Source organism: Tropicimonas marinistellae (genome assembly GCF_001509585.1).
Classification (GTDB): Bacteria; Pseudomonadota; Alphaproteobacteria; order Rhodobacterales; family Rhodobacteraceae; genus Tropicimonas; species Tropicimonas marinistellae.
In genome coordinates this window covers 176,357-192,563 of the sequence record NZ_LNCI01000006.1, presented here as the reverse complement: position 1 = coordinate 192,563, position 16,207 = coordinate 176,357, and the positions used below count along the sequence as shown (strand labels likewise).

The 16,207-nt window shown below is 62.8% G+C and carries 16 protein-coding genes; 7 read left to right on the top strand and 9 right to left on the bottom strand.

Annotation, left to right across the window (positions count from 1 at the left end; genetic code table 11):
- The first annotated feature begins 53 nt into the window (after positions 1-53).
- Genes ARC39_RS14210 through ARC39_RS14185 form a run of 6 tightly spaced genes read left to right on the top strand, consistent with a single transcriptional unit; the run spans position 54 to position 5,187 of the window.
- The gene (locus ARC39_RS14210) at positions 54-608 is read left to right on the top strand and encodes a TRAP transporter small permease (protein WP_236545270.1); all 555 of its coding nucleotides are present in this window, start codon (positions 54-56) and stop codon (positions 606-608) included.
- The gene (locus ARC39_RS14205) at positions 608-1,888 is read left to right on the top strand and encodes a TRAP transporter large permease (protein ID WP_068115480.1); all 1,281 of its coding nucleotides are present in this window, start codon (positions 608-610) and stop codon (positions 1,886-1,888) included. The genes ARC39_RS14210 and ARC39_RS14205 overlap by 1 nt, the downstream gene beginning before the upstream one ends.
- Positions 1,889-1,898: 10 nt before the next feature.
- Complete coding sequence (locus tag ARC39_RS14200) at positions 1,899-2,210, top strand: cupin domain-containing protein (protein ID WP_068115479.1); 312 nt, start codon at positions 1,899-1,901, stop codon at positions 2,208-2,210.
- Between the two features lie 13 nt (positions 2,211-2,223).
- Positions 2,224-3,048, top strand: a complete 825-nt coding sequence (gene kduI / locus ARC39_RS14195) for a 5-dehydro-4-deoxy-D-glucuronate isomerase (protein ID WP_068115478.1) — start codon at positions 2,224-2,226, stop codon at positions 3,046-3,048.
- Positions 3,045-3,776 carry a 2-dehydro-3-deoxy-D-gluconate 5-dehydrogenase KduD gene (gene kduD, locus ARC39_RS14190; protein ID WP_068115477.1) on the top strand — a complete coding sequence of 244 codons (732 nt, stop codon included), beginning with the start codon at positions 3,045-3,047 and terminating at the stop codon, positions 3,774-3,776. The genes kduI and kduD overlap by 4 nt, the downstream gene beginning before the upstream one ends.
- Positions 3,754-5,187 (top strand): mannitol dehydrogenase family protein, encoded by a 1,434-nt coding sequence (locus ARC39_RS14185; RefSeq protein WP_068115673.1) that lies wholly within the window; start codon positions 3,754-3,756, stop codon positions 5,185-5,187. The genes kduD and ARC39_RS14185 overlap by 23 nt, the downstream gene beginning before the upstream one ends.
- A 105-nt stretch (positions 5,188-5,292) precedes the next feature.
- Here the strand turns inward: ARC39_RS14185 and gltA are convergent, their stop codons facing one another.
- Both gltA and gltX read right to left on the bottom strand, forming a co-directional pair.
- On the bottom strand, positions 5,293-6,585 hold the full coding sequence (gltA, locus tag ARC39_RS14180) for a citrate synthase (RefSeq protein WP_068115476.1): 1,293 nt from the start codon (positions 6,583-6,585) through the stop codon (positions 5,293-5,295).
- Between the two features lie 87 nt (positions 6,586-6,672).
- Positions 6,673-8,088, bottom strand: a complete 1,416-nt coding sequence (gene gltX, locus ARC39_RS14175) for a glutamate--tRNA ligase (protein ID WP_068115475.1) — start codon at positions 8,086-8,088, stop codon at positions 6,673-6,675.
- 257 nt (positions 8,089-8,345) lie between these two features.
- Between gltX and ARC39_RS14170 the strand changes: the two genes are divergently transcribed.
- Complete coding sequence (locus tag ARC39_RS14170) at positions 8,346-10,436, top strand: ComEC/Rec2 family competence protein (RefSeq protein ID WP_236545269.1); 2,091 nt, start codon at positions 8,346-8,348, stop codon at positions 10,434-10,436.
- A 168-nt stretch (positions 10,437-10,604) separates the two neighbouring features.
- Here the strand turns inward: ARC39_RS14170 and lexA are convergent, their stop codons facing one another.
- From lexA to ARC39_RS14135, 7 genes are all read right to left on the bottom strand, one after another.
- Positions 10,605-11,297: a transcriptional repressor LexA gene (gene lexA, locus ARC39_RS14165; RefSeq protein WP_068115473.1), complete on the bottom strand. Its 693-nt coding sequence runs from the start codon at positions 11,295-11,297 to the stop codon at positions 10,605-10,607.
- Positions 11,298-11,389: 92 nt separating this feature from the next.
- Positions 11,390-12,562, bottom strand: coding sequence for a molybdopterin molybdotransferase MoeA (locus ARC39_RS14160; RefSeq protein ID WP_068115472.1), 1,173 nt, complete (start codon positions 12,560-12,562; stop codon positions 11,390-11,392).
- A complete protein-coding gene (moaC, locus tag ARC39_RS14155; protein ID WP_068115471.1) occupies positions 12,559-13,035 on the bottom strand; it encodes a cyclic pyranopterin monophosphate synthase MoaC in 477 nt (158 codons plus the stop codon). The genes ARC39_RS14160 and moaC overlap by 4 nt, the downstream gene beginning before the upstream one ends.
- Entirely contained in the window at positions 13,035-13,859 is an 825-nt protein-coding gene (trpC, locus tag ARC39_RS14150; protein ID WP_068115470.1) for an indole-3-glycerol phosphate synthase TrpC, read from the bottom strand. Before trpC ends, moaC begins: the two co-directional genes overlap by 1 nt.
- Positions 13,856-14,524 (bottom strand): uracil-DNA glycosylase, encoded by a 669-nt coding sequence (locus ARC39_RS14145; protein WP_068115469.1) that lies wholly within the window; start codon positions 14,522-14,524, stop codon positions 13,856-13,858. The genes trpC and ARC39_RS14145 overlap by 4 nt, the downstream gene beginning before the upstream one ends.
- A 1-nt stretch (position 14,525) precedes the next feature.
- Entirely contained in the window at positions 14,526-15,545 is a 1,020-nt protein-coding gene (trpD, locus tag ARC39_RS14140; protein ID WP_068115468.1) for an anthranilate phosphoribosyltransferase, read from the bottom strand.
- Complete coding sequence (locus ARC39_RS14135) at positions 15,542-16,123, bottom strand: anthranilate synthase component II (RefSeq protein WP_068115467.1); 582 nt, start codon at positions 16,121-16,123, stop codon at positions 15,542-15,544. Before ARC39_RS14135 ends, trpD begins: the two co-directional genes overlap by 4 nt.
- Between the last annotated feature and the right edge of the window lie 84 nt (positions 16,124-16,207).

Here is a 16,207-nt window from a genome sequence, read left to right as displayed (position 1 = left end):
GGCTCGCAGGGCCGCCGCGACTCCTTTCTCCGGAGGCCGTCGTGCAGGAGACAATGAGATCCGTGGCAAGGGTCACGGGAGTCATCGGGCGCATCGCGCTCTACCTTTCCGGAACCGGGCTCGTCATCATGACAGCGATGATCGCTGCCCAGGTCTTCTGGCGATACGTGCTGAACGACAGCATCATCTGGACCGAACCAGGTTCGGTGATGGTCATGGGCTGGTTCATTTTCCTGGGGGCCGCCGTCGGCGTTCGGGAAGGCTATCACCTCTCCTTCGACGTCTTGCTTCTGGTGCTTCCGATGCGGGTAAAGCTCTGGCTCTACTCGATTTCCGACACGGTCGTGGTCGCCTTCGGCACCGGAATGATGTGGTACGGCTACCAGCTACTCGACAAGACGAAAGACAACACAATCCCGTCGCTCGGTATATCGGGCGCATTCGATTTCTTTCCGCTCGTCGCCGGCGGCTTCCTTCTGGTCATCTTCTCGCTGGAGCGTCTTGCGCGACGTGCCGCGGGCATGCCTACGGCGCGGTTCGGCGAGAGCATCGACGAAGATGAACTCAACGGCCTCGTGCCCGCCAACCGGATCGAGGAGAACCGCTGATGGAATACTGGATCCTCTTCGGAACGTTTGTCTTCCTGCTTTTCATCGGCACCCCGATCGCGTTTTGTCTCGGCGTGGCCAGCTTTGCGACGGTGGTCTACCTGGACCTGCCGCCGGTGGTGATATTCCAGCGGCTCAACTCGGGCGTTTCAGTCTTTGCTTTGATGGCGATCCCGTTCTTCATCTACGCAGGTGAGCTCATGGTGCGCGGCGACATCGCCCGCAGGCTCGTCGCGCTCGCGGGCTCCATGGTCGGCCATTTCAAGGGCGGGCTGGGGCAGGTGAACATCCTGACCTCGGTCATGTTCGGCGGCATCTCCGGTTCCGCCGCGGCAGACACGTCGGCCATCGGCGGCATCATGATCGGCCAGATGGAAAAACGCGGCTATGACGTGGACTACGCCGTCGCGGTGACGGTCACCTCGTCGATGATCTCGCTCATGCTGCCGCCGTCTCACAACCTGATCATCTATTCGATCTCGGCGGGCGGAAAGCTCTCCATCGCGGACCTGTTCACCGCGGGGATCATTCCAGGGTTCATTCTTGCCTGTTCGCTGATGATGGCTGCCTGGTTCATGGCGCGCCGGCGCGACTACCCGACGGAGCCCTTTCACGGCTGGGCCATGGTCGGACGGCTGTTCATCAATGCGTTGCCGGGCCTGATCCTCGTTGCGATCATCTTCGGCGGTGTTCGCTCGGGTATCTTCACCGCCTCCGAATCCTCCTGCATCGCGGTGGTCTATGCGCTCTTCGCCACGTTCATCGCCTACCGAACCCTCACCTGGGAGGCCTTTGTCGGCGCAACTCTTGGTGCGGTTCGCACCACGGCGATGGTGCTGCTGGTTATTGGGTGTGCCGCCGGTTTCGGCTGGTTGCTCGCATATCTCAAGATTCCAGCCGAACTGGTGCAATTCATGCAGGGCATCTCGGATAATCCGATCGTCGTCCTGCTCCTGATCAACGTCACTCTGCTGGTACTCGGCACCTTCATGGACATGTCGCCGCTGATCGTGATCACCACGCCGATCTTCCTCCCGGTTGCCATGGCCTTCGGAGTTGATCCTGTACACTTCGGTATCATCCTGATCCTGAACCTCGGCATCGGCCTTTGCACACCGCCAGTCGGCACAGTGCTCTTCGTCGGCTGTGCCGTCGGAAAGATCTCGATCTGGCAGGTCATGCGTTCCATCGGACCGTTCTACGCCGCAGCCGTCTTCACGCTGCTTCTGGTGACCTTCATTCCGGCGTTGTCGCTCTGGCTGCCGGCCCTGTTCCGCTAGGGAGGCTTTCATGCTCCGTACCTTTCCCGCCGTTCCCGCAGGGGACGGCGTCACCCGGCAAGTTCTGTCCGAAGCGCCCGAACTCATGGTCGTCGCTTTCACCTTCGAGGCCGGTGGCGAGGGCGCGCTGCACAGCCATCCGCATGTGCAATCGACCTACGTGCACGCCGGCCGCTTCCGCTTCAGCCTCGACGGCGAAAGCTTCGAAGTCGGTCCGGGCGATAGCTTCGTGATTCCGTCCGAAGCCGAACACGGGTGCGTCTGCCTCGAAGCGGGCCAACTCATCGACACCTTCACCCCACGCCGAGACGATTTTCTCTGAGAGGACCCGATTGATGGTATCCGTTACCACGCTCTATGCCACCGACCCCGAAGCCGCGAAGGGCTACGACACCGCCGAACTTCGCGAAAAATTCCATGTACCGACCATGTTCGCGGCCGGTGAGATCCGCCTCACCTACACGCACTACGACCGAATGATCGTTGGCGGCGCCGTACCCGCCGGTGGCGAACTGACGCTGGACGAAGTGGCCGAGTGCGGTACCGACACCTGGCTGGCCCGACGCGAAGCCGGCATTCTTAACATTGGCGAAGCCGGCACGATCACGGCCGGCGGCGAGACCTATGAACTGGCCAGAGGCGACATGCTGTATATCGGCATGGGGGCCGGCACGGTGACGTTCGGCGGGCAGGGGCGTTTCTACATCGTTTCCACGTCGGCGCATCAGACCTATCCGACCACTCTGATCAAGCCGGCCGATGCCAACGAGGTGAAGCTCGGCGCGCCGGAGACCTCGAACGACCGCACGATCTACCAGTGTATCCACTCCGACGGCGTGAAGTCCTGCCAGCTCGTCATGGGCTACACCCAGCTTCACGGCGGCTCGGTCTGGAACACAATGCCCGCGCATACCCATGACCGCCGCATGGAAGCCTATCTCTATTTCGACGTCGCCGACGGTCAGCGGGTGTTCCATTTCATGGGGCAACCGCAGGAAACCCGCCATATCGTCATGGCCAACGAGGAAATCGTGGTCTCTCCGCCGTGGTCGATTCACGCCGGCGCAGGCACCGGCTCCTACACGTTCTGCTGGGCCATGGCCGGCGACAACATGGCGTTCACCGATATGGACATGATCCCCGTGGAGGACCTGAAGTGATCTCTTTTTCGCTCGAAGGAAAGACGGCACTGGTAACCGGCGCCAACACCGGTATCGGACAGGGCATAGCCGTGGGGCTTGGCGAGGCCGGGGCCCATGTGATCTGTGCCGGCATCTCGCCGGCCGAGGAAACGTTGAGCAAGCTCGGGAACGGCGAGGAGGTCAAGGTCGATCTCATTTCCGATCCGAAGGCGCTGACGCCGATCTTTGCCGAACGCCAGATCGACATCCTCGTGAACAACGCCGGGATTATTCGCCGCGAGGATACCGTCGACTTCTCCGAAGCCGATTGGGATGACGTGATGACGATCAACCTCAAGGCGGTCTTCATGAATTGCCAGGCTTTCGCCAAGGCGGCGCTCGCCGCGGACCGCCCGGGCAAGATCATCAATATCGCCTCGATGCTGAGTTTCCAGGGCGGGATCCGTGTGCCGTCCTACACCGCCTCCAAAAGCGGTGTCGCAGGGATCACCAAGCTGATGGCGAACGAGTGGGCCGCCCGCGGAATCAACGTCAACGCCATCGCTCCGGGTTACATTGCGACCGACAACACCGCCGCGCTCCGGGCCGATGCAGCGCGCAGTGCCGAGATCCTTGGTCGGATCCCCGCCGGCCGCTGGGGTTCGCCGGAAGACATCGCCGGCGCGGCCGTCTTCCTGGCGGCGCCCGCTTCGGATTACGTCAATGGCGCGGTCTATAATGTCGATGGAGGATGGCTTGCACGCTGAACGCCTTACGCGGCCGGGGAATATGAGCCCGGGCATCGGGATCGTCCATCTCGGGCTTGGGGCCTTCTTTCGGGCCCATGGCGCGCCATGGATTGCCGAAGCTGCCCGTGCCGGCGGTGGTGCCTGGGACATACTTGGTGTTTCATTGCGCTCGCCCTCTGTCCGAAACGCGCTGAAGCCGCAGGATTATGCCTATACTGCGGTCGAACTGGCGCCCGAAGGCGAGCGGTTTGAGATCATCGAGAATGTGCGCGACATGCTCGTTGCGCCGGAGGATCCGGAAGCGCTCCTTTCCGCGATGTCGGACCCTGCGGTGCACATCGTCTCGCTGACCGTGACGGAGAAGGGCTATTGTCACAACCCGGCGACCGGCGAACTCGATCCGAACCATCCCGATATCGTCTATGATCTGGCAGGAGAACTGCCGAAATCGGCTCCCGGCTATATCGTGCGGGCACTCCAATTGCGGCGCAATGCCGGACGGGCGCCGTTCACGGTGCTCTCCTGCGACAACCTTCCGAACAACGGCAAGGTCGTGCGCGGAGTCGTTCTGGAGCTGGCGCGGCTGATCGATCCGGAGTTGGCGGACTGGATCGCGGCCGAGGGCAGGTTCCCCTCGACGATGGTTGACCGGATTGTTCCTGCGACCAAACCAGAGGATGTCGAACAGCTGGAGAAAGCCGCTGGTTACTACGACGCCGCCCCAGTCATGCATGAGCCCTTCCAGCAGTGGGTGATCGAGGATGACTTCGTCGGCGGAGAGCGGCCAGACTTCGGCGCCGTCGGCGTGCAGCTTGTAGACGATGTGACACCGTACGAACACATGAAACTGCGCATGTTGAACGGCGCGCATTCGTCACTGGCGTATCTCGGCTACCTTGCCGGTCACGAAACGATTGCCGACACGACCGGCGATACGGTTTTCGCGGCCTTCGCGGCTCGTCTCTGGCAGCGGGAGATCATACCGGCGTTGGCGCCGCCCGCCGGTGTAGACCTGAACGCATACGCCGATCAGTTGTTGGAGCGGTTCCGCAATCCGGCAATCCGCCACCTGACGTGGCAGATCGCTATGGACGGGAGCCAGAAGCTGCCGCAGCGTATCTTGGGGACGTTACGGGAGAATCTGGATGCCGGACGCGAGTCGCCGGGGCTGCTCCTCGCGCTCGCTGCATGGATGCGCTACGTCGGGGGAACCGACGAAAACGGCGATCCCATCGATGTGCAGGATCCGTTAGCCGACCGGCTGCGAAAACTGTCGGACGATGTGAGGGGGGCTGACAAGGTCTCGCGTCTCCTTTCCGTGCGGGAGGTGTTTCCAGCGGATCTCGCGAAGCGCATTGAACCCTTGCTGCGCCCCGTTTTCACCGGGCTGATCGAAAAGGGCGCACGGGCATCGGTTTCCGAGCTGTGATGTTCTCCGCCGGTTGATGAAACCGGTTCGGAGGACACCCCAAAAAAGAGTAGAGCCGGGCGATGTGCCCGGCTCTTTTCGTTTGGTCTGCGAGTGACGGTGGGACTAGCCGCGCTTTTCGACTTCCACGTAGTCACGGAACGGATGCCCGGTGTAGAGCTGCCGCGGACGCCCGATCTTGTGCGCCGGATCGGAAAGCTGTTCGTGCCACTGGGAAATCCAGCCCACGGTGCGGGAGAGCGCGAAGATTGGTGTGAACATCGACGTCGGGAAGCCCATCGCCTCAAGGATGATGCCCGAGTAGAAGTCCACGTTCGGGAAGAGCTTCTTCTCGACGAAGTAGGGATCCTCGAGTGCCTGCTTTTCCAGTTCCTTTGCGACCTGAAGCGTCGGGTTGTTGTGGACGCCAAGCAGGTCCAGAACCTCGTCGGCCGACTTCTTCAACACCGTCGCCCGCGGGTCGATGTTCTTGTAAACGCGGTGTCCGAAGCCCATGAGGCGGAACGGGTCGTTCTTGTCTTTGGCGCGAGCGATATATTCCGGGATCTTGTCCACGGTGCCGATCTCGCGAAGCATCTCCAGACACGCTTGGTTGGCGCCGCCGTGGGCCGGCCCCCAAAGGCAGGCGGCACCGGCAGCGATACACGCAAATGGGTTGGCGCCCGACGAAGAGGCAAGGCGCACCGTCGAGGTCGACGCGTTCTGCTCGTGGTCAGCGTGAAGGGTGAAGATCCGGTCCATGGCGCGGCTGAGGATCGGGTCGACCTCGTATTCTTCTGCCGGGACCGCAAAGCACATGCGCAGGAAGTTTGACGCGTAGTCGAGATCGTTGCGCGGGTAGATGAAGGGCATCCCACTGGAATACTTGAACGCCCAGGCGACGATGGTCGGCATCTTGGCGATCATGCGGATCGAGGCGACCTCGCGCTGCCAGGGGTCCGAAATGTCGGTGGAATCGTGATAGAACGCCGACATCGCGCCCATGACGCCGACGATAATCGCCATGGGGTGCGCGTCGCGACGGAACCCACGGTAGAAATAGGTCAGCTGCTCGTGCAGCATGGTGTGATGGGTGACCCGGAATTCGAAGTCCTCCATCTGCGCGGCGGTCGGCAACTCGCCGTAGAGGAGAAGGTAGCAGACCTCCAGATAGTGGGACTTTTCCGCAAGCTGGTCGATCGGATAGCCGCGATGCAGAAGCTCACCCTTGTCACCGTCAATGAAGGTGATCGTGGATTCGCAGGAGGACGTGGAGGTAAAGCCCGGATCGTGGGTGAAAACATCGCCCTGGGCGTAGAGCTTGCGGATGTCGATCACGTCCGGTCCGGCGGTGGGCGAGTGCATCGGCAGTTCGAGCGATTTGTCGTCGAAGGTGAGCGTCGCTTTTCTGTCGGTCATTTGGGCGTCCCTTTCTGGCTTTGCCCGCCGCACGCGTGAGCGGCGTACGTGCGGGATCGGATTTCTAAGGCGCGGGCCCGTAGGTTATTACCCCGACTGGCCCGCGGCATCGTTAATGCGGCCAAGCGTCTCCTCCCGGCCGATCACGAGCATCATGTCGAAGACGCTCGGGGTTGCTGTGCGCCCCGCCAATGCGGCGCGGAGGGGCTGGGCGATCTTTCCGAGCTTCAGTCCCTTGGTCTCGGCAAATCCGTTGACGGCCTCTTCGAGACCGTCGCGGGACCAGCTAGCATTTTGCAGGTGCGGCGTCAATTCTGTCAGTATACCACGGGATACTGAATCGAGGTTTTTCTCAGACTTGGCGTCAGGCACGATCGGGCGTGTCGTCAGAACGAAGTGTGCTTTATCAACAAGTTCGCCGAATGTCTTCGCGCGCTCCTTCAAGAACGGCATGGCGCGGAGCACGCCATCAGCTTGGGCTTCCGTTAGGTCAGGTTCCTGAATCGCCGCCAAATACGCGCGCAATTCCGTCAGGAGAGCGGAATCTTCTGCAGCTGCAACATGCTGCCCTGAGAGATTCTGCAGCTTCTTGAAATCGAAGCGGGCAGCGGCCTTGTTGATCCCGTCCAGGTCGAACCACTCGCGCGCCTGGGCGTCGGTGAAGAATTCGTCGTCGCCATGGCTCCATCCCAGCCGGGCGAGGTAGTTGCGCATACCTGCCGCGGGGTAGCCCATCTTTTGGTATTCCTCGACGCCCGTCGCTCCATGTCGTTTGGAGAGTTTCTTGCCGTCCGGACCGAGGATCAGCGGGATATGTGCGTAAACCGGAAGCGGCCAGTCCATTGCGTGGTATATCAGCGATTGGCGCGCCGCATTCGCCAGGTGATCGTCGCCACGGATCACGTGCGTCACGCCCATGTCGTGATCGTCAACCACGACGGCGAGCATATAGGTCGGCGTGCTGTCCGAGCGCAGCAGCACCATGTCGTCGAGATCCGCGTTCTTCCAGCGCACGGTGCCCTGCACAGCGTCTTCAATCACGGTTTCTCCGTCACGCGGCGCCTTGATTCGCACCACGTAGGGTGCATCCGGGTGCGTGTCCGGGGACGCGTCGCGCCACGGCGAACGGAAATTCGTGCTGCGCCCGGCCGAGCGAGCCTCTTCGCGAAATGCGGCGATCTCCTCCTGCGTAGCGAAACACTTGTATGCCGCGCCCCGCTCCAGAAGCGTATTGGCAACCTCGACGTGCCGATCCGCACGTGCGAATTGGCTCACCGCCTCGTCGTCCCAGTCCAGCCCGAGCCAGCGCATTCCGCGCAGAATGGCGTCTGTCGCTTCGGGGGTGGAGCGCTCGCGGTCGGTGTCTTCAATCCGGAGCAAAAACTTGCCGCCACGCCCCCGGGCGTAGAGCCAATTGAATAGCGCGGTCCGTGCCGTTCCGATGTGCATGAAACCGGTGGGGGAGGGAGCGATCCGGGTGACGATCTGCTCTGCGTCCTGCATAGTGACCTCTGACGTCGATAACGATTTGGGGATTGGTCTGGTGAGCTCGACCGGTGGATCGAGCGCGTGCCGAGCAACACCCCACTTCCATGTTGCCCGGAGGGTATATTTCAGCCCCCCAGTCTTGGGAAGCCGCTCGCGGAAGGAATCCGCGGTCGCCCATCCGTCGCCCGCCGCGTGTCTCGTCGGCTGGAGGGCGTCCCTTAGCCGGGAACGTTTAACGCTTTGTCAACCAAGATGACCGAAGGCTGACTTCAATGGTAGCCACGACATCGGTCCAGCCGGGCACTACTCCGGGAATGGGGACCAGGCAGGTCCTCGCCGCGGCACTTCTTGCGCAACGCGGGCGGTTGATCCATTGGGTGCCTGTTTGTCTTGGTTCGGGTATCGGCCTTTGGTTCGGCCTGCCGTTTGAGCCGACGACCGCTGTTTATGCGGGTTGCGCAGTCGCGGTCATTCTCGTGATCGTCGTCGGTAGACTGGCAGGAGAAGCCGTGGCACCGGTTTTCTGGGCACTTGCGTTAGTTATTTGCGGAGTAATGGTGGCCGGCGCGCGCGCGCACTCGGTCGCTGCGCCGGTACTTGGCTTCCGGTACTATGGGCCGGTCGAAGGACGTATCGTCGATATAGACCGTTCCGTGTCCGACAAGGTGCGATTGACACTCGACCGCGTTGTTCTCGCGGACGTTCGGCCGGAACGGACGCCGGAACACGTGCGGGTGTCGCTGCATGGTCAGCAGGGATTCGTTGAGCCGGAGCCCGGACTTACAGTGATCCTTACCGGGCATCTATCTCCACCCAGCGGACCTGTGGAGCCGGGCGGTTTCGATTTCCGCCGAATGGCGTGGTTCAAGCGCTTGGGCGCGGTAGGGTACACCCGCACACCGGTGTTGGCACTCGCGTCGGCCGAGGAGGGCCGGGCCGGGCTTTCCGTTTTTCGGCTGCGCATGGCAATCAGCCGCGGCGTGCAAGCACGCATTCCCGGCGACGCCGGCGCCTTTGCTGCGGCGATCCTGACCGGCGATCGGTCCGCCATGCCGCGCGACGTTGTCGACAACTTGCGCAACGCCAATCTTGCACATCTTCTGGCGATTTCCGGTCTGCATATGGGGTTGCTGACAGGCGCTGTTTTTTCCGCGCTGCGGGCTTGCATGGCGCTGGTCCCCTGGCTCGCGTTGCACTTCCCCATCCGCAAGGCCGCCGCCCTCGGTGCCTTGGCGGTGGGCGCTTTCTATCTCGCCCTGTCCGGATCGGCGGTCTCCACCACACGCGCCTTCATCATGGTTTCCGTGATGCTCACCGCCGTGCTCCTTGAACGGCGGGCGATTTCCCTGCGTTCGGTGGCGCTTGCTGCAACACTGTTGTTGGTCATTACACCGGAGGCGCTCTTCGGACCCGGATTCCAGATGTCCTTTGCTGCGACCACCGCGCTTGTTGCCGCATTTGGCTGGCTGCAGGCGCACCGGGATGGGCTGCGGCGACTGCCCGGTTGGTTATCACCGGCCCTAGCTGTCGTTGTGTCATCTGCGGTCGCCGGAGCGGCCACGGCTCCCTTTGCCGCAGCGCATTTCAACCGCGTCGCGGATTACGGCCTCCTGGCAAACCTGGCCTCCGTACCGCTGATGGGCGCAGTTGTCATGCCGGCAGCCGTGGTGGCTGCCGTCCTCTGGCCGCTTGGTCTCTCTGGGCCGGCGCTCTGGGTAATGCGGTGGGGACTGGAGTGGATTTTGCTGGTCGCCGAGACGGTATCGAACCTCGGCGGAGCAGTAACACACGTGGTCGCGCCAGGACCGGAAGTGTTGCCACTCATCAGCCTCGGATTCCTCTTTTTCCTTCTCTGGCGCGGGGCGTTCCGTTGGGGAGGCCTTGTCGCGGTGTTGGCTGGTGCGGTCCTTTGGACACAATCCGACCGACCTGATGTGCTGATCGCCGATACGGGCGGCCTTGTAGGGGTCATGACACCGGCCGGGCGCGCGATGTCCCGGCCACGCGGCGATGGCTTCTCTGCACTCTCTTGGCTGGAAAACGATGGCGACGGAATGGATCAGGCGACAGCGGCGGACCGCGAGGGGTTCACAGGCGAAAGTGGCCTGAGGAGCATAACCGTCGGTTCTTTCGCGATCACTCACGTGACGGGTAAGACGGGCCTCGCCAAATTGCCGGGGCACTGCGGCGAGGGTGTGATTGTCACCAACCTCGTACCCGAGGAGCTTCCCGATGGCCCCTGCCGTTTCCTCGACCCCCTGACGCTGCGGCGAACCGGCGCTGTCGCGGGATGGCTTGTTGAGGGCCGCCTACAGTTCGAAACCGTCGCTGAGCGCACCGGACACAGGTTGTGGGCGCCATGACTCTCGCCGCATATGCCCGCTTGCATGACCACCGTGCCAAAGTCCGAACGCTCCCAAGGGACGCGCGCCACATTTTTCGTTGACTGTTAGTATGTGCATGCGCGCGGACGGGCCTCAACGCAGGCGGTGCATCGATGTTGGTTCACAACCGGCCGGACCGCTGAGCGGTCAGTAGCTCCGGATCAGGCCAACCAGTCGCCCTTGGACTTTGACCTGGTCATCGCGGAACAGCCGGGTCTCATATGCGGGGTTGGCGGCCTCAAGCGCAATCGTGCTGCCCTTGCGACGGAGGCGTTTTAGCGTCGCTTCTTGATCCTCAACAAGTGCCACCACGATGTCACCGTCATCGGCCGTGTTCTGTTCGCGGATTACAACGACGTCGCCGTCGTTGATCCCGGCCTCGATCATGGAATCTCCGCGGACCTCCAGCGCAAAGTGGTGACCCGCGCCCACCATCTGACCCGGAACGGCCACCGTGTGGCTCACTTCGCTGATCGCTTCGATGGGAACACCGGCGGCAATGCGACCCATTACTGGTAGCTCGGTGGCGTGGACCTCTATGGGCCGTGCATTCGCAGGCGCTCGGGTGCCGCTCGGGGCTGCGTCGCCGTCAATTACAACTGGTTGGAACCCCTTGGCCTGAAGTGCATCGGGCAGCTTCACGATTTCGATCGCCCGCGCCCGATGTGCCAGCCGCCGGATGAAGCCGCGCTCCTCTAGAGCCGTGATCAATCTGTGAATGCCCGATTTCGACCGCAGGTCGAGGGCGTCCTTCATCTCGTCGAATGAGGGCGGCACCCCGTCACGCTGCATCCGAGCGTGTATAAACTCCAGCAGGTCGAGTTGCTTCTTGGTCAGCATTGCGTGGCCTCACATGTCGTTCCCGGGGTGCTCAATCCCCCGCGTTTACAGCATGTTCTGCCAGTGTTCACGTTTTGTGTCAACCGTGGCGCCTAGATTGGCAGCACCTCGACGGGATCTCCGGCGCTGCGTGGCCCGTCCGCAACGGGGCGCACGAGAAGCGCATTTGCACGTGAAAGAACGGTCAGGAGGGCACTGTCCTGCCGGTCAAAAGGGGTCACAACGCCGTTTTCCAGTACCGCGCGCATGTAGTGTTCACGTGGCCCGTTGGGGCCGACATCGCTGCCGAGGCTCGCAGGAACACGCGGCGCCGGAGTGGCAGGGAAGCCTTGCATGGCGCGAAGCATCGGCAAGAGGAAAACATGGGCGCAAACCAGGGCCGATACAGGGTTTCCGGGCAGGCCAACCATCGCGGCCCCATTGAGGCGGCCGGCCATGAGCGGTTTTCCGGGCCGCATCGCGACTTTGTGGAAGCACGGTGCCATGCCAAGCCCGGACGCGACCTCTCCCACCAGATCATGGTCTCCAACGGACGCGCCGCCTATGGTCACGATCAGGTCGGCCCCATCGCTCAGGCCGAACGCTGTCCGCAGGCTTTGCGGGTTGTCTCGGGCAATCGGCAACAATCGCGCCTCTGCGCCAGCGGCATCAAGCAGGGCCTTCAGGCCGAAGCCGTTGCAAGCAACGATTTGATCGTCGCGCGGCGCTTCTCCCGGCATGACGAGTTCGTCGCCGGTGGCGAGAACTGCCACCACCGGACGGCGTGAAACCACGAGGTCCGCTACGTTCATCGCAGCGGCCAGCATCAGATCGGCCGGAGAGAGGCGACGCGGTTCTTCGATCCGATCTCCGGGTTTGAAGTCGCCACCTGCCGGACGGATGTTGTTCCCGCCGCTCGCAGCCTCGGTAACGGTTATCCATTCGCCGTCGCGCTGCGTATTTTCCTGGATCAGGACCAGGTCCGCACCGTGTGGCACGGGTGCGCCGGTGAATATCCGCACTGTCTCGCCGGAGCCGACCGATCCTGTGAACGCGCGGCCAGCCGGAGCCGTACCGATGACGCGAAGCCGCGCACCCGGCAGGGCCTCCGCTGAGCGCACCGCGTAGCCATCCATGGCCGACGCCGAGAAGGGCGGTTGCATTCGAGCCGCGACAACCGGCTCGGCCAACACACGGCCGGCGGCGTCGGTGAGCGGCACGCTCTCACGTTCGACTGGAGTGGCCAAATCGAACAGGTGGTTCAGCGCCTCGGAAACCGGTATCACGCGCCGGCCTCGTAGCGTCCGGATTTCCCGCCGTCCTTGAGGATCACCCGGATTCCACCGATCTCCATGCCGCGGTCAGCCGCTTTCAGCATGTCATAAACCGTGAGTGCAGCGGTGGAGACGGCCGTCAGCGCCTCCATTTCGACGCCGGTCTGGCCGGTCGTCTTGACCGTGGCGGCAATGCGCACGCCCGGCAGGTCAGGGTCCGCTTCAAGCTCAACGGCGACCTTGGTGATCGGCAGCGGGTGGCACAGCGGGATCAGATCGGATGTCTTCTTCGCACCCATGATCCCGGCGAGCCGCGCCACACCGAGCACATCGCCTTTTTTGGCGCTGCCCTGTTGTACAAGCGCCAGCGTTGTCGGTTCCATGCGCACCCATCCCTCCGCTACGGCAATCCGCGCGGTGGTTGCCTTGTCAGAGACATCGACCATGTGCGCGCGGCCCTCGCCGTCGAAATGCGTGAGCGACATCACATGCCTCCACCGTGTGCGGCCGTCAGCGGGTTGGCGAGAAGCTGGCGGGTCGCTGTCGTCACGTCATCCTGGCGCATCAGGCTTTCGCCTATCAGGAAACAGCGGGCGCCATACATTGCCAGTTCCGCGAGTTCCTTCGGCCCTGACAGGCCGGATTCGGAGACGATTAGCCTGTCCGCTGGGACATGTTTGATCAGCCCCCTGGTAACGTCGAGCGTCGTTTCGAACGTGTTCAGGTCGCGATTGTTAATACCGATGAGAGGTGACGACAGCGCGAGTGCACGGTCCAATTCCGCCCGATTGTGCACCTCGAGCAGGGCGTCCATCCCCCAAATCGCCGCCGCCGACTCCAATTCCTTCGCCTGCGCGTCGGAGACCGACGCCATGATGATCAGAATGCAATCGGCGCCGAGCGCCCGCGCTTCCGCCACTTGATAGGTGTCATACATGAAATCCTTGCGCAGCACCGGCAGAGATACGGCTTCTCGCGCCGCGCTCAGATAGGCATCGTCGCCTAGAAACGATGGCCCGTCAGTGAGAACGCTCAGGCAGGTTGCGCCGCCCGCCTCGTAGGCGCGGGCCAGTGCCTCGGGGTCGAAATCTTCCCTGATCAAGCCTTTGGATGGGCTTGCTTTCTTGACCTCGGCGATCAGCCCGTAGCCATTGTGGACGGCCCGCGTCAACGCTTTTGCAAACGGGCGGACCGGACCGGCTGTCCGCGCGGCAGCCTCGACATCGCCGATCGAGCGCGCTTCCTTGCAGGCGGCGATGTGGTCCAGCTTGTAGGCCTTGATCTTTTCAAGGATGGTCGGGGTGCTCATGCCGCCTCCGGGGTGGTCCAGTTGATGGGCGTCTGGCCGCGGTCCTGCAGCCATGCGTTCGTGCGGGAAAACGGCCGTGAGCCGAAGAACCCCCTGCGCGCGGAGAGCGGCGAGGGATGCGGTGTTTCAATCCGAAGGTGGTCGCGCCCGTGGAGGGATTTTGCGGCCGCCGCCTGCGCTGGACGGCCCCAGAGCAGAAATACCCGCGGCATATCGGATAGCCGCTCGAGTACCTGCGCCGTCAGGCTTTGCCAACCAAGTGCCTTGTGCCCGTTTGCGGCTCCCGCGGGTACTGTCAGGACCGCGTTCAACAGCAACACGCCCTGCCTGGCCCAGAAGCGCAGATCGCCGTTGGGCGGGACAGCACCGAGATCTTCATGCATTTCCCGGAAGATGTTCTTCAGCGACCGTGGCAGCGGACGGACGTCCGGTTCCACTGAAAAAGCCAGCCCGTGGGCGTGGCCGGGGGTCGGGTAGGGGTCTTGTCCAAGAATGACGACACGCACATCGTCCGGCTGCGCGAACTCCATCGCGGAAAAAACGTGGGTCGGCCCCGGCAATACCGCGCGCGATTCTGCGTCAAGCGCAGTCGCGATGCGGGGCAATTCGTCCTGGAAGAAGGGCAAACTCCGCCAATCGCCAATATGGGCGGTCGTCAGTTCCATCTCAGCCTGCGCCGGTTGTAAGCGCGGCCAGAACCGTCACCTTGGCAAGTGCCTGGCCGCTATCGATACTCTGCCGCGCCATTTCCACCCCGGTTTTCAGATCGGCCGCTCTGTCCGCCACGACGAGGGCCGCGGCGGCATTCAGAAGCACCGCGTCGCGGTAGGCACCCGACGCACCGCGCAGCAAGGCCGCAAAGGCGCGGCCGTTTTCTTCCGGCGTGCCGCCGAGGATTTCCTCGAAGGCATGCACCGGTAGCCCGGCGTCCTCGGGAGAAACTTCGAACTCCGTCACCGCGCCGTCCTTTAGCGCGGCGACCTTCGAGGGACCGGCTATGGACAACTCGTCCGTCCCGTCGCTTCCGTGTACGAGCCATGCGGCTTCGCTGCCAAGTGCGGCAAGCGTTTCCGCCATCGGGCGAAGAAGCGACGGAGAAAAAGCTCCAGTCAACTGCCGCCTTACGCCCGCGGGGTTCGTGAGCGGCCCGAGGATGTTGAAGATCGTGCGCGTTCCAAGCTCGGTCCGCGTCGGCATTACGTGCCGCATCGCCGGGTGGTGCATAGGCGCCATCATGAAGCAGATGCCGATCTCTGCCAGCGCCCGTTCGGCGACCTCCGGCCCGACCATCACGTCGATGCCCATCTGCGTCAGCGCATCTGCAGAGCCAGATTTGGAAGAGAGGTTGCGGTTGCCGTGCTTGGCCACAGGCACGCCCGCACCGGCCACAACGAAGGCGGTAGCGGTGGAGATATTGAGCGTGCCCTTTCCGTCGCCACCAGTTCCGACAATGTCCATTGCGCCGTCCGGCGCGGCCACTGCATTGCATTTGGCGCGCATCACCTTGGCCGCGGCGGCGATCTCTTCCACTGTTTCGCCACGCGTGCGCAGGGCCATGAGGAAACCGCCGATCTGGCTTGGCGTTGCCTCGCCCTCGAACAGCACGTTGAACGCTGTTTCGGCTTCGGCTGCTGTCAGCGGACGGTCCGCTGCCGCACCGATGAGGGGTTTGAGATCGTCGCTCATGCCGGCACCTTCACGCGGTCAAGGAAGTTTTTCAGCATCTGGTGTCCGTGTTCGGACCGGATGCTCTCCGGGTGAAACTGGACGCCCTCGATAGGCAACTCCTTGTGGCGCAGGCCCATAATCGTGCCATCGTCAAGCCATGCGGAGACCTCCAGGCAGTCCGGCAAGCTCTCGCGCTCCACCACGAGAGAGTGATAGCGCGTTGCTAGGAACGGCGCGTCGATCCCGGCGAATACCCCGCGGCCGTCATGGTGTATGCGCCCCATCTTGCCGTGCACGATCTCGTGGCAGCGCACGACCTTTCCGCCAAACGCCTCGCCGATGGTTTGGTGTCCGAGGCAGACGCCTAGAAGAGGTGTTTTTGTGTCTGCAGCGGCTTCGGTCAGCGCGAGGCAGATCCCGGCCTGGGACGGGTCGCAAGGGCCGGGCGAGAGCAGGATCGCCTCCGGCCGGAGTGCCATCGCCTGCTGAACGTCCAGCGCGTCGTTGCGACGAACCTCGATGTCGGCGCCCAATTCCCCAAGGTAATGTACGAGGTTGTAGGTAAAACTGTCGTAATTGTCGATCAGCAGGAGCATTTTTGCGTGTCCGAGCAATAAGGGGTGAACCGGGAACTCTGTCGGGCTATACATGCTCAGAGGCTTCCGCCGCGGTCAAGTCAC

Bases quoted from the DNA above. Each gene is read 5' to 3' on its own strand.
- ARC39_RS14210 (WP_236545270.1), top strand. From the start codon at position 54: ATGAGATCCGTGGCAAGGGTCACGGGAGTCATCGGGCGCATCGCGCTC.
- ARC39_RS14205 (WP_068115480.1), top strand. From the start codon at position 608: ATGGAATACTGGATCCTCTTCGGAACGTTTGTCTTCCTGCTTTTCATC.
- ARC39_RS14200 (WP_068115479.1), top strand. From the start codon at position 1,899: ATGCTCCGTACCTTTCCCGCCGTTCCCGCAGGGGACGGCGTCACCCGG.
- kduI (WP_068115478.1), top strand. From the start codon at position 2,224: ATGGTATCCGTTACCACGCTCTATGCCACCGACCCCGAAGCCGCGAAG.
- ARC39_RS14185 (WP_068115673.1), top strand. From the start codon at position 3,754: ATGGAGGATGGCTTGCACGCTGAACGCCTTACGCGGCCGGGGAATATG.
- gltA (WP_068115476.1), bottom strand. From the start codon at position 6,585: ATGACCGACAGAAAAGCGACGCTCACCTTCGACGACAAATCGCTCGAA.
- gltX (WP_068115475.1), bottom strand. From the start codon at position 8,088: ATGCAGGACGCAGAGCAGATCGTCACCCGGATCGCTCCCTCCCCCACC.
- ARC39_RS14170 (WP_236545269.1), top strand. From the start codon at position 8,346: ATGGTAGCCACGACATCGGTCCAGCCGGGCACTACTCCGGGAATGGGG.
- lexA (WP_068115473.1), bottom strand. From the start codon at position 11,297: ATGCTGACCAAGAAGCAACTCGACCTGCTGGAGTTTATACACGCTCGG.
- moaC (WP_068115471.1), bottom strand. From the start codon at position 13,035: ATGTCGCTCACGCATTTCGACGGCGAGGGCCGCGCGCACATGGTCGAT.
- trpC (WP_068115470.1), bottom strand. From the start codon at position 13,859: ATGAGCACCCCGACCATCCTTGAAAAGATCAAGGCCTACAAGCTGGAC.
- ARC39_RS14145 (WP_068115469.1), bottom strand. From the start codon at position 14,524: ATGGAACTGACGACCGCCCATATTGGCGATTGGCGGAGTTTGCCCTTC.
- trpD (WP_068115468.1), bottom strand. From the start codon at position 15,545: ATGAGCGACGATCTCAAACCCCTCATCGGTGCGGCAGCGGACCGTCCG.
- ARC39_RS14135 (WP_068115467.1), bottom strand. From the start codon at position 16,123: ATGCTCCTGCTGATCGACAATTACGACAGTTTTACCTACAACCTCGTA.